Annotated in this window: 11 protein-coding genes and 6 pseudogenes; 6 read left to right on the forward strand and 11 right to left on the reverse strand. The window is 41.3% G+C overall.

The window, feature by feature from the left end; translation table 11 throughout:
- Positions 1-74: 74 nt before the first annotated feature.
- The 6 genes and pseudogenes from GPL15_RS19050 to GPL15_RS28115 all read right to left on the reverse strand — a co-directional run.
- Positions 75-767: a LytTR family DNA-binding domain-containing protein gene (locus GPL15_RS19050; RefSeq protein WP_215700265.1), complete on the reverse strand. Its 693-nt coding sequence runs from the start codon at positions 765-767 to the stop codon at positions 75-77.
- The gene (locus GPL15_RS19055) at positions 748-1,236 is read right to left on the reverse strand and encodes a hypothetical protein (RefSeq protein ID WP_215700266.1); all 489 of its coding nucleotides are present in this window, start codon (positions 1,234-1,236) and stop codon (positions 748-750) included. Before GPL15_RS19055 ends, GPL15_RS19050 begins: the two co-directional genes overlap by 20 nt.
- Entirely contained in the window at positions 1,217-1,978 is a 762-nt protein-coding gene (locus tag GPL15_RS19060; protein WP_215700267.1) for a hypothetical protein, read from the reverse strand. The genes GPL15_RS19055 and GPL15_RS19060 overlap by 20 nt, the downstream gene beginning before the upstream one ends.
- Positions 1,979-1,987: 9 nt before the next feature.
- Positions 1,988-2,263 carry a hypothetical protein gene (locus GPL15_RS19065; protein WP_215700268.1) on the reverse strand — a complete coding sequence of 92 codons (276 nt, stop codon included), beginning with the start codon at positions 2,261-2,263 and terminating at the stop codon, positions 1,988-1,990.
- Between the two features lie 149 nt (positions 2,264-2,412).
- The gene (locus GPL15_RS19070; RefSeq protein WP_215700269.1) at positions 2,413-3,048 is read right to left on the reverse strand and encodes a hypothetical protein; all 636 of its coding nucleotides are present in this window, start codon (positions 3,046-3,048) and stop codon (positions 2,413-2,415) included.
- Between the two features lie 142 nt (positions 3,049-3,190).
- Positions 3,191-3,313, reverse strand: a pseudogene (locus GPL15_RS28115) (DUF6783 domain-containing protein); the annotation flags it as partial.
- Between GPL15_RS28115 and GPL15_RS28120 the strand changes: the two are divergent.
- The 3 genes and pseudogenes from GPL15_RS28120 to GPL15_RS19080 all read left to right on the forward strand — a co-directional run.
- Positions 3,290-3,430: pseudogene (locus tag GPL15_RS28120) on the forward strand (DUF6783 domain-containing protein); the annotation flags it as partial. The pseudogenes GPL15_RS28115 and GPL15_RS28120 overlap by 24 nt on opposite strands.
- Positions 3,431-4,021: 591 nt before the next feature.
- Positions 4,022-5,467 carry a sensor histidine kinase gene (locus GPL15_RS19075; RefSeq protein WP_215700270.1) on the forward strand — a complete coding sequence of 482 codons (1,446 nt, stop codon included), beginning with the start codon at positions 4,022-4,024 and terminating at the stop codon, positions 5,465-5,467.
- 2 nt (positions 5,468-5,469) lie between these two features.
- A complete protein-coding gene (locus GPL15_RS19080) occupies positions 5,470-6,066 on the forward strand; it encodes a response regulator transcription factor (RefSeq protein ID WP_215700271.1) in 597 nt (198 codons plus the stop codon).
- Between the two features lie 113 nt (positions 6,067-6,179).
- On the opposite strand, the gene GPL15_RS19085 is transcribed toward GPL15_RS19080, so the two are convergent.
- Positions 6,180-6,770, reverse strand: coding sequence for a class I SAM-dependent methyltransferase (locus tag GPL15_RS19085; RefSeq protein WP_215700272.1), 591 nt, complete (start codon positions 6,768-6,770; stop codon positions 6,180-6,182).
- Positions 6,771-6,780: 10 nt separating this feature from the next.
- Positions 6,781-7,973, reverse strand: a pseudogene (locus GPL15_RS19090) (ATP-binding protein).
- 528 nt (positions 7,974-8,501) lie between these two features.
- On the opposite strand from GPL15_RS19090, the gene GPL15_RS28125 reads away from it, so the two are divergent.
- Together GPL15_RS28125 and GPL15_RS28130 are read left to right on the forward strand one after the other, a co-directional pair.
- On the forward strand, positions 8,502-8,675 hold the full coding sequence (locus tag GPL15_RS28125) for a hypothetical protein (protein ID WP_346345005.1): 174 nt from the start codon (positions 8,502-8,504) through the stop codon (positions 8,673-8,675).
- Positions 8,641-8,997, forward strand: a complete 357-nt coding sequence (locus GPL15_RS28130) for a transposase (RefSeq protein WP_346345001.1) — start codon at positions 8,641-8,643, stop codon at positions 8,995-8,997. Before GPL15_RS28125 ends, GPL15_RS28130 begins: the two co-directional genes overlap by 35 nt.
- Positions 8,998-9,162: 165 nt before the next feature.
- Here the strand turns inward: GPL15_RS28130 and GPL15_RS27570 are convergent, their stop codons facing one another.
- The 3 genes and pseudogenes from GPL15_RS27570 to GPL15_RS27575 all read right to left on the reverse strand — a co-directional run.
- The gene (locus GPL15_RS27570; RefSeq protein ID WP_252198503.1) at positions 9,163-9,294 is read right to left on the reverse strand and encodes a hypothetical protein; all 132 of its coding nucleotides are present in this window, start codon (positions 9,292-9,294) and stop codon (positions 9,163-9,165) included.
- Positions 9,295-9,463: 169 nt separating this feature from the next.
- Positions 9,464-9,637: pseudogene (locus GPL15_RS19105) on the reverse strand (IS110 family transposase); the annotation flags it as partial.
- An 807-nt stretch (positions 9,638-10,444) separates the two neighbouring features.
- Positions 10,445-10,998 (reverse strand): annotated as a pseudogene (locus GPL15_RS27575) (transposase); the annotation flags it as partial.
- A 926-nt stretch (positions 10,999-11,924) separates the two neighbouring features.
- Here GPL15_RS27575 and GPL15_RS27580 point away from each other — a divergent pair.
- Positions 11,925-12,064: pseudogene (locus GPL15_RS27580) on the forward strand (helix-turn-helix domain-containing protein); the annotation flags it as partial.
- Positions 12,065-12,131: the final 67 nt, after the last annotated feature.

A 12,131-nucleotide genomic window follows, 5' to 3' on the forward strand; every position in this document is an offset into this window, starting at 1 on the left:
ATGATGGGCACATCCTAACATATCTGAAACCATAAAAAACCAATCCATCATTTTTCCCCCATGAAACAGTATTTTTAAACCCCAATATACTTGAGGGCATTCTCATACTGCGCTTCCGAAACAGGAAGCCGGCTCCCATCGGACAAATACACCAGCCGTTCCCTTTTATCCAAATACCGGACATGCATGGTATTGACAATATAACTCTTATGGATTCGTAAAAAGGGCCTGTTCAACCCCTTCTCAATCTCCGACAATTTCCCGTAGATGTCATGGCTGGTATCATCCGCCATATGAATGCGCACATATTTTAAATCACTTTGGAGATAGAGAATATCCCTGACCGGAAGCGTCAGCGAAAGCCTGCGGGTCTGATGTCTGAAAACATCCCTCGCCCGGCTCACTTCCAGAAAAACCTCTTCCAGCTTATTAAAAAACACTTCATCCTCCTGGCCCCATAAACAAAAGCTGATGGGCCGGGCAGAAAGAAACGGCTCCAGGTCACGGGAAGAAGAACTGTAATAAAAGATCCGGCAGCCGGGATTTTGCCCATACAGCCTGTCACCAATCTCTCCCCCATTTTCATTATCCAGAGAAATCAGGGCAATTAAAATATTCCCGGCATATTTGTCCATCTTCCCGTCCATTCCCGCCTCAGTAAACCACATCACATCAAAATCCCGGTCCTTTTTGACGGCAAAATGAATCAGTTTCTTTCTCATCTGTTTTAACGCTGTCTGGTCGGTGTCAAATACGGCAATCTGCATTCTGCCTCACCTCCCCATACAGAGCCAGAAGGCCAAGCTCTGCCGCAGTTTCTTTATACAGGGCCTGGTAACGGAGAAGGGCGGAGAGGGCTTTGTCTTCTTTCCATTTATCGATCACTCTGCTGCATTCGAGATATAATGCATCCAGATAACCGCGCCCTTCCTCAATCATCCATTTCCCATTTATTACACATATGGATTCGGGTTCCCTTATATCACGATTTCTTTCAAAGTACAGATTAACAAACCGAGTAATATGCCAGGACGGATATACAAGTTCCAGCTCATACTGGGCCTCATAGATCCAAAGCGCATCATCCCTGTACACTTCTCTGTGGGGCCTGTAAGAAAGACAGAGCTTTGGTCCATGGCAGTACAGCCATGGCAGGCCAAGCTGCATCTGCATCCCCATTTCTCTCATTATAAGGGGATGCCGCAGCAAGTCCCGTTCAACTTCCCGTATCGTCATCCCCATACCTCCTGTGCACAGATACCGTCAGGCAGCCCCCCGTTCTCCAGGACTTCAAAAAACGGCTCAGATCATAATACGCACCCTTTCCCTTTTTATCTTCCGGGTTGTTCACTATCACCTTCCCCTTCTGGGGATCAGACAAATCCATGCCGATCACCTGCACCACATGATTGGGCGATATTCCGCACAAATCCGCCGCCTCAGGACAGCTTAAAACGAAATCATTAACCAGACAGATGATCTTCTCATTCTGATCCAGCATCCCTGCCAGTTCCGTTACCGAAACATCAAAATCCAGTTCCGCCTCCAGCCCATATTCCTGAAATAACTTATCAATATCTCCGGCGGAAATGCCGTATTCCGGGTTGTAATATCCTTTCATCTTCGCACATTCCAGAATCTCCTGTTCAGAAAATTCCTTTTGAAATACCTGTTCAGCGATCATTCTCTGACATGCAATGGGGGCGGAATTGATTTCCACCTGCTCATGCCAGTACTCCCTGTCGGTCTCAGGCGTGCCAAATAAAAACATTTCTCTTTCAGGTTCTTCCGGCGGATCAAATTGCTGATTCCCCAGCAGTTCATATGGAAGTTCTCCCGCCAGTCCCGTCTCATGGTCCCCTCTTCCATCTATATGTTCTAAATATACGCCATCTTCTAAATCTTCAACTTCAGAACACGTCTCTAAATTCTCAGTATTTTCCAGTTCAAACCATAAAGGCATATGATATCCTTTCACACTCCCGTCCTAACGAATCCCTGATTTCAGCGCCTTTGCCGCCTCTTTTGGCTCCTTCACCAGCCAATCCAGTGTGAGCAGGGCTCCTGTAAACTTCATGTCATAATCCCTCATCAATGAGTTGAGAGAATAACCGCTGTACATGGTATCATCGTCTTCGATTCCCTGTTCCAGCCATGCATCTAAAAGCGGTCTTAACGGTTCACTCAGCTCCTTCAGATTCTTTTCAATAGATTCCGCCCTTTCCGGCGTACAGCCCAGGCGTTTTATGATGATCTCTCTCATATTTTCCTCCATTCCATATCGATATTCTGCAACTTTTTTCCGGGACATTTGGCCCACCCGGCATAAATCTTTAATCCCGTACTCCCTGTATTCCAAAATATATCTTTCTGTCTTCACAGGTATCTTTATAGTTATTTTTATAGGTATCTTTAAATATTCAGCGCATTAATGACTTTTTCAGCAAATACTCTCGCATCCACTTCCACAGGCTGAGAGTAATATTCCAAATATCCCAGCTCAGGAATGATGCTTTCAGGCTCTTTATATCCCAGAATATTATTATTCACATCCCAGGCCTGCACCATCTCTGCACTCTGTTCCACCCGTTCCACATTCAAATTATAATCCTGATAGGCATGCCTTCCTTCATGGAATAAGGTATTAAGCGTTTCCTTATAGGAATCATAAGAATTATCCATAAGGAATTTTTCCGACAATACAAGGGATTCTCCGTCATAATATCCCATCAACGTGTCTCTCATCTCTTCATGCCGTACTTCCATAGGAGTTCTATGTTCAATTTCCGCTATCCTGGTTTCAAAATCATTCAAAGTCCCGATCCGCTCTTCCATCCCCAGTTCTATCCATTGATCATACTGAAGTTCCGGCACATCCAGAAATACGTCCCGGATCTCCACCGCCTGGATCTCCATCGACGGCGCGAACTCCTTGGTCTCATCCATTCGCATAAATTCCGGCAGCACACTGTCCTGATTCACCTCATCCATTTGATCCAGATTTTCCAATGCAGCGCTCTCCAATGCAGCATTTTCAAATACCTCCATACGTCTCCTCCTTTTTCATAAGCACTCTTTCCCCTCTCAGGCGATGCTTCAGCGCCGCTGGCCCTGGCTGCATCCTGGCCCCGGGATATGTTTCTATGTACATAGTAGCAGTTAATTTTTCCGGTAAATGTCAACGGCATTTTTAGACCGTGAAACGGTATTTTATATCCCCAGAGCGTGTCTGAAAATTGCTTTCCGTCAGATGTGCGTCCCAGTTTGTGGGAGATTTGGGCCAAATGAAGGGCGCACAGCGGGCTATGTAACCTGAATTTGGTCCAAACATACCGCAAAGTGGGGCGTGCATCTGACAGGAATGAATCTTCAGACACGCTCTGGATACAGGATCATAATTTCCATCAGCTATGCAGGATTCCGGCCATAAAAAGTCTTATAATTCATCATATTTTTCTATATTTTCATTATTTTATTCGACTTTTACCCATTATTTATATACAATAATACCATACTGCATTTCTCTAATGTTCCCAAAATTTTTAGGACATTTAGACTTGACACCGCTTTAAATTTATATAATCGTCCGTTATAATTAAAATAAAAGTTGGCAGCCAATATGAACCAGCCGGCGGTCAATCTCATATAACCGGATATGAAATCCGTTAAACAACTGCATTTTCATATCAGATAACCGGATTCCCGGTTGAAACGACTGGAAATCTCAGATCAAATAACCGCATTTCCGGTTGAAACGACTGGAAATCTCAGATTGAATAACCGCATTTCCGGTTGAAACGACTGGAAATCTCAGGTCAAATAACCGCATTTCCGGTTGAAACGACTGGAAATCTCAGATCAAATAACCGGATTTCCCGTTGAAACGAATGGAAATCTCAGATCAAACAACCGGATTTCCCGTTGAAACGACTGGAAATCTCAGATCAAATAATCGGATTTCCGTTTAAGGCAACTAAAAACTTACATAAATACCGTAAATCATATAAAACGGAGGACCACTATGTTAATTGGAAAATCAAAAGGGCTTCCCGGCGAATTTCTCCTTCTGTTCACAATCTTAATCTGGCTTTTATTTTTCCTTATCTATCTTGGGAACCGCAATAACAAGCTGAACCGCTGGTGTTTTATCAGCGGAATGTGTTTCAGCATGGGAGTATTCAAAGAATACCTTTATTTCACGTTATTCCCGGTACTGAGCAGCAATTATCCTTGGCTGATGAACGAAACCCTGTCCTATACGATCTATTCCGTGCTCACAGCTGTCATGTATTATTATGCCATGCCGTCCGCTGTCGTTTTTGCACTTTATTTCCGCAACCTGGATAAATACCGCCCGCGCCTATTTTTCTGGCTCCGCATCGGCGTTTTCATTCCGGCTGTTTTATTCGGCCTGCGTTATCCTTATACTCAGACCCGCTATTTTCAGCTCTATGATTACGTTTACTATTTGACTGCCGCCGCCTATAACTGGCTGTACGGAATCTTCTTCACCTACCTGATTATCAGCACCCTGAGAAAAGAACGGGAATCCGTTACTTACCATCAAAAACGCCTTGTAGCCTTCCTGACGCTGATTCCAATCTGGTACGAACTGCTCAGCGCATTTCTGATCCACGCCCTGAGAATTAAACCGCTTTTTAAATTATGGCAGGGAAATTTATTCATTATTTTGCTGCTTCTGGTCTACTACCTTTATCATGCATTTAACGAAGGGATTATGGGGACAAAGTTTGTGCATCAGGCCTATGACTGGAACAAAGAAGGCCGCCTGATCAATAAAAGCGCCCATTTCATACGCCATGTTGTAAAAAATGAAACAGCCAAAATAGAATGGTGCGCAAACAGCATACAGAATGCCGAGCCCCCTGTCAGCCAGGAAATTGATGATCTGGTCCAGATAATCGTCCGTTCTGCCCAGCATTTAAACGATTATATGGCCAAAATCAAAGACTACTCCGACGATATCATTCTCGAGCCGGAGCCGGTAGATGTGAAAAAAATGATTGAAACCTGTATCCAGGATGTCCGCCTGCTGAAACCAGGCGTCACTTTCCAAACGAATTTTATTTCCGATAAGCCATTATACTGCGATTATAAACATGTAAGCGAGGTCATCAGCAACCTGCTGGACAACGCCCTGGATGCCATGGGAGAAATGGGAACCGTCACAGTCACTTACTCAGCCCCCCGAAAACATGGATACGCCTGCATTTCTATCACGGATACAGGCTCTGGCATCCCATCCTCACAGCTGTCAAATATGTTTGACCCATACTACACCACAAAAACCACCAATCACCACATGGGACTGGGACTATACTACTGCCGCAATGTTATGCATAAACACGGAGGCACCATACAGGCGGAAAGCCAGGAGGGATATGGAACCACCATAACCCTGAACTTCCCCGTCAAAAATGGGACGCTAAATAAAAGGAGGGATTGATTTTGCCCGATAGAATACGGATATTAATCGTAGAAGATGATGCAGACTTTTCATTTCTTATAAAAAGCATGATCGACAAAGAAGAACAAATGGAAGCCGTCGGCTGCGCCTTCAACCGCCAGGACGCTATTGAAATGGCCTGCCGCCTCCAGCCCGATATTGTGCTCATGGACCTAAACCTGTCCAGCGTGCATTTGGACGGAATCGAAGCGTCCAGGGAAATCCGGCTCCTTACAGACGCGAAAGTCATCATACTCACCGCCTTCGAAGACCCACAGATCACAATCGAAGCCTGTAAAAATTCTTTTGCCTGCGCCTACGTCTTCAAAAGCCAGTTTTCCATACTACCCGATACCATACGAAAAGCCGCCTCCGGCCCCACACCGCAGGAATATATGATCAATTCCCTGATCTTATCGGATTTATCCACCGCTGAACGGTCAGTTTTTTTAATGATGATGGGGGAAGATGTAAAGCTGAGATCAACAGCTAAAACGATTTATAATCAGAAAGCCGGACTGCTGAAAAAACTGAATTTAAAGAGCCAGGAAGAATTAAAGCATTTGTTCGGCGGGATGATGTTTGACAGGGGGAATTGAACTCCCCCTGTGCTCAGTCTATTCCATCTTGCAATAAAGTTTATCACTATTTCCTAAGGTTGTACTGGCTGTACTTCGCGTCAGATACAGTCTATCTCTGCGTCAGATACAGCCTATCTCTTTTTCCGCAAAATTAAATTCAGCCATTTTTCATTTTCTTTTCCTGGCCGCTTATCAAAACTCAGCCACATTTCTTCTATAGAGAACAGATCCGCTATATTTGTAATTTCACTTATCTTTTCTTCCGTCATATCTGTAAAGTAACGCCCATTCCGCTCCCCTTCCCTTTCGCCATACTTAAAAGAAGAATAAAGAATTCCTTTCGATCTAAGAGCCCTTTCCATCTTTTCAAATACGTCGGCCAATTCCTCTTTTGTCAGGTGCAGAATCGAAGAACAAGCCCAAATCCCATCATATTTCTCCAATTCATCCAGTTCCTGAAATAACATCTGTTTCACTTCAATCTGCGCATACTCCGAAGCCATTTTGACAAATTCTATGGATCCGTCAATGGCTTCTACCTGAAATCCGTTTTCCAAAAAATACTTAGTATCCCGTCCCGACCCACAGCCGAAATCCAGAACCATACCTCCCGGTTTTATATAACTAAGAAATTTATCCTGCAAATCCGTTAAATTCAAGGATCTGGTGCAGTCGATGAACTCTTTTGCATTTTGATTATAGTACTCTAATGTATTTGGCATTGGTTCCTCCTCAGTTCCATTCTTTCTCCATTAAAAACTCGCGAACATTCCAATGTTTAATTCCATTCCGGCTCATATCAAATTCATCCATAGAAACTACATATTTCGGATAATTATCTTTTACCGTATTATACACCCCGAATTCTCTCTATATCGTCTCCACTGACGGCAGCAGATAGCAAACCTGTACATATAGCTTTTCTCCCCTCTGTTCACATACAAAGTCAAGTTCCTTCTCTGAAGCCTTTCCAACTGTTACCTGATATCCATGTCTCACCAGCTCCATAAAAACTATATTCTCCAAAATCAAATTTATATTTCTCCGGTTCCCCCCGAATACAGCCTCCTTGATTCCTTGGTCTACTATATAATATTTCTCATTAACTGTGAGAATCTTCTTTCTCTGCAAATCCTGTCTTTTTACCCTATAAAATAAAAATGCTTCTTCGCAGGCCTTAATATAATTTAAAATCGTTTCGGGAGCACTGTTCTTCCCTCTCTTTTTAAATACTTGGAAATCGCAGTAGCAGAAAACGGGGTTCCTATATTTGCCGTAATATAGGAAATAATCCGCTCCTGCAAATCTACATCACGTATACGATTGCGTTTTGCCACATTCTTTAAAACCACCGAGTTATACAACTCCTGCAGATACTGAATGCACGGCTCTACCTCATAACGCAGATTTCTAAGATAAGGCATCCCTCCAACTGTTAGATATTTATCAAACATCTCTCTGAAATCTGCATCGGGAAATATCGTCTGATACAGCCCCATAAACTCCACATAAGAAAAGGGATAAATAGCAAATTCCACATAACGCCCTGCAAGGTAAGTAGCAAGTTCACACGAAAGCAATATTGCATTCGAGTCCGTAATGTAGATATCGCAGTTAAATTCTACTTCGAAAGAGTTAATACACTTCTCCCAATTGGCAAATTCTTGTATTTCATCAAAAAATAAATACATCTTACCAGATATCTGCTCTTTCCTTCGGCATATCTCATCGTGAAACGCCTCTGTTGTACATAAATACGAATTACTCATATTTTTAAAATTGACGAAAATAAACTGTTCTCTCAATATACCTGCTGCTAAAGGCTCTTCTTGTATCAACTGAAGCATAACAGAGTTTCCGCTTCGCCTGATACCGATCAAAACCTTAATCAATTCATTTCCTATAAACGGCCGTATCCTGCTCATATAGTTTTCTCACTTTATCATAGTATACACCCCCCAAAAAAATCGTGCATATTTTATAATGTGTAATTAATATATTTTTTATTATTATATTTTCATCAGTTGCAGCTTATAATATATATTTATTTTTAAAAAAGCAAGTTATAATTAATATTTTTACACTATTCTACAAAATCTTTTAAAAAACAAAAACCTCAGGATCCTTGATTTTCTCAAGATTCCTGAAGTTTCATAAGAGAGGCGACAACCAGCTTTGAACTGGATGACGGCTGAAAAACGTTGAAGAAGGGAGGGGGGGCACATGCCGAGGGGTGGTTGCGCAAGCGGGAGGGCAAACAAAATATTTATAATATAAGCATTTATGACTATAGATATTATTGACCACATTTCATATACCATTCCTACGGTAGTGTAAATTAGTTTGTATTTTTTATGGAAGTGGCTAAGGAACAAATTCGATAGATTATTTCAGAAAACAACCTTTCCAGAGTTGCGAATGTTAATTCCTTTCTCAAAGGAAGTTTTAAGATCATCCTTCAGGAACTCATAGAAGCGGAGCTGAATGCTTCCCTTGGATATGAAAAGAATCAGAAGGGGAATATAACAACTGATAATAAACGGAATGCATATTCCTCAAAAAACTCTCAAAAGCCAATATGGGGAGTTCTAGGTGACTGTTCCCAGGGATCGCAGCAGGGAGTTTGAGCCAAAATTGATTTCCAAATATCAGCATGACATCTCTGGCATCGAGGAGAATGTCATCTCCTTGTATGCAAGAGGAATGAGCACACGGGGTATCCATGACCAGCTACAGGATCTCTATGGGATTGAGTTGTCGGCAGAGATGGTTAGTAAGATTACCGATAAGATCCTGCCACAGGTGAAGGAGTGGCAGTCTCGTCCGCTGCCCCCGCTCTATCCCTATGTCTTTATTGACTGCGTGCATTATAAGATACGGAAAGACGGGCGCCTCCTGAGCCGGGCGGCCTATGTAGTGCTGGAGGCACAACGTAGGGGTATATTATGAAAAGTAAGTTATTATGCAAAGGTGAGGCCACACTTTGTTGATTTTATGGTGAGTATGGGCTCTTTGGACTCTGCATAATTCGGAAGAACTCCTTACAAAGATTTCAGCCAATCAAGAAGGGATTTATCCTTTTTCCATGTCGGCAGTTCGTCAGATGTTAGACTATTACACCTCCATCAATGCCTTGCATTTCATTTTTTCGTCTGACCGATCGTATATTTCAGTTGTAGCAATATCAGAATGTCCCAGTAAAGCTCTGATATAAACAAGATTGACTCCGAATTGAAGCAGATGCATTGCTGTCCTGAAAACATGATTCAGTGGCGCCCCTATAAACAAGCATCCTAAATAAGCTCGCTTTTGGCGGGCATACAGACTGCTCTGAAAAGTTAAATATTAAAAAAAGTAATAAAATAGTATGCTTAATGAGCCCATGGAGATCGTTGGCTTTTCCCCTAATTTTATTATTCTCTTTTCGGAGATGTGTGCTCTTCTTTTTCCCTGCACTTTCATTATTACATGGTACTAATCCGGCCCAGGAGCAGAGGTGTGCTACTGTAGGAAATTACTCCATACTAAAACCTATTTCTGCCACAATCCATTCTGCTGTCCGTTTCCCTATTCCGAGAATCCCATCCAAACTCTAAATTAACTCTTCGTTTGATTCTGTTTTTTAATCTCCTCGTCTAATTGAGTAATGATGCTATCTAGTGCCTTTACATGTTCCACTTGATTCCAGATCATAATTTTTTGATGCTTTTTTAAGTAGCCCTTCAATGCTCTATTTAGCTCCTTTTTTTTGCTTACGACAAAGCTTCTGGCAAGCTTGCTTAACTGTTCGGCATCTGTATTTCCATCTGCAATTGCACAGAGTATTCCCATTCCTGTTTAACCAGAAATATCAGTTATGACAGAACCGAGTTTGATATTAGCTCCTTCCAAAGTAGAATTGAGCGTTTACAACTAAGGTTTTAAACGATTCCTCTTCTAACAGGTTATAAATTGTTTTCCAATAAACTCCTGTTGCCTACATTGAAACCACCTGTATCTCATTTTTGTTTAACCACGAGGCAACCTTAATAATCTCATCTGTTATTGTTCCAAAAGACCTTATTTCTTTTTTCCTACCAACAAGTATACAAGCGACAATCAAATCTTTATGAATATCTAACCCACAACACTTGTAATAAATTAATTTCATTTCATTCAAAGGTAAATTTATAACTGATGCAGCTACTTGTAAAAACCGGACTGCTCTGTGAAGTGGATAAAAACCTTCCCCTCAATATGTTGTATAAAAAAGGAGCCGTAAATCAGTCTGTAGAACAGGCTTAGAAGCGCCAAATCTGTAGACAAATACGGTGTTGGAGTGCAAACACCGTATTTCTTTTATACTGAATTTCGATGCAAGTTTTTTTAGTAAAGCATGACCTGACTGGTCAAACAACCCCTGTTTCTGTTTTAACTTTGCCAGCTTCTTTAAATTCGCACTTGCGAAAGCCAGTTCGACCTTCATTTCCATCCGAGCTTTTCCTTTCATCTGCGTATATCAGAAACCATGCGCTTCTTTTGCCATTCCAAATAAACGTTCAATGGTTTCTTTTCTCTATGCGTAAAGTTCTTTCATTCCCAATGTATAGCGGATCTCTTCACATTCTTCCATGTAGAATTTCCAGATATGCCGTGTTACCACTTTAACATGATCACAGCTTCCTGCATATTCACATAAGTAAAGACATGTTCCGCATACTTCTCCGCAGCTCTTATATTCACGGTATTCATTCCGATTTGTTATGCTATATTCTAACACTTAATTGTTTGGACAAAAAAAGCCGTCGTACTGTTCATCATAAACGTAGTCATCTTTTCGTAAATATCCCATTTTAGTCATAGGCCTTTTATACGAAAACAATGGCTGAATTACATCATCAATCAGGGGTTTCGCTATGGCTGGGGTTTATAGCCGGCATCTGCTAATAATGTCTGAATTTCAATCAGCTTAAAATTCTGCTCTGCGGTCTGTGAAGATTATGTGGAACAGAATAAGGACGTCATACTCCAAGCGTTTTTCTAGGTGGTCAAATACCATACGGACGGTGCCGGCTGTGCAACGGTTCATCAAATAGGACAGGAACAGTTTCTCTTTGTCTAAAAAGAAGGTCAGGAGCACCTTTTTTAGTCTCGTGAGGACTGTACGGTATCCATCGTTTTAAGCATTGATTATTGTACATATATGCATCGGCAAATCGTACAAGCTCCGGAATTCGTTTTAATTTCGAATGGAATGGGCAGCCAGTTATTAAACGAAAAGATATGATAACAGTTAGTTGGAATAGTTGGGTTCAGGCAGAAAAAAGTGCAAACGTGTAATACAAATATATATACAGTGGTGGTACAACCAAGAATCAGACTCCGACTTATGTAAGCAAAGTAATGGTAACAGATATGGTGGTAGATATAAATCAACGCAGTGATAGATGACAACTATTATGACGCGCAGAATGGAAATTGCACATTTATTGTTGATTCTTCTGGAGAAAGAGATATGCATACAGTTGGTTTTTTTGCACATCAGTCACTTAGTCTGAAACCACCATTTAGTGTTTCAGTTACTGGATCGGGTGCAAACCCATATTATCTATTAAACTTGTAAATACAAGTGAAGTAAAAAAGTTATCAACATCAAGTCGTGTTAAAAGGTAGGAAAATGAAAAAATAGGAATATCAAATATGGCATATAGCCGAAAAGTACGCATCTGGCTTTGGACAATCTTAGTAATCGTAGTAATTTTTTCTAGATTTATTATAATTATTCCGCACGAACGGAACGGCGAAATTTTGCCATTATCGGTTTACTATCGACGGATACAATGATATAATTTACTAAGATGTGTGAACTCTTGGGTCTTAATATAGAGGGCTCATAAGTGGCAATCAGTTATAAAAAGCTTTGGCATATTCTTATTGATCTAGACATGAAAAAGAAAGATTTAGAGCGGTTAGCCGGAGTAAGTGACTACACCACAAAAAGCTGACTCGTAATGAAAACGTATCAGCTGAAGTTTTATAAAAAATTTGCGTTGCCTAAGGCTGCCCTATTGATGATTTTGTAGAATTTCGGCAGATGAGGAATA

The organism is Clostridium sp. MCC353 (genome assembly GCF_018785315.1).
Taxonomy (GTDB): Bacteria; Bacillota; Clostridia; order Lachnospirales; family Lachnospiraceae; genus CHH4-2.

Bases quoted from the DNA above. Each gene is read 5' to 3' on its own strand.
- GPL15_RS19075 (WP_215700270.1), top strand. From the start codon at position 4,022: ATGTTAATTGGAAAATCAAAAGGGCTTCCCGGCGAATTTCTCCTTCTG.
- GPL15_RS27570 (WP_252198503.1), bottom strand. From the start codon at position 9,294: ATGCATCTGCTTCAATTCGGAGTCAATCTTGTTTATATCAGAGCTTTA.
- GPL15_RS19065 (WP_215700268.1), bottom strand. From the start codon at position 2,263: ATGAGAGAGATCATCATAAAACGCCTGGGCTGTACGCCGGAAAGGGCG.
- GPL15_RS19085 (WP_215700272.1), bottom strand. From the start codon at position 6,770: ATGCCAAATACATTAGAGTACTATAATCAAAATGCAAAAGAGTTCATC.
- GPL15_RS19055 (WP_215700266.1), bottom strand. From the start codon at position 1,236: ATGACGATACGGGAAGTTGAACGGGACTTGCTGCGGCATCCCCTTATA.
- GPL15_RS19070 (WP_215700269.1), bottom strand. From the start codon at position 3,048: ATGGAGGTATTTGAAAATGCTGCATTGGAGAGCGCTGCATTGGAAAAT.
- GPL15_RS19050 (WP_215700265.1), bottom strand. From the start codon at position 767: ATGCAGATTGCCGTATTTGACACCGACCAGACAGCGTTAAAACAGATG.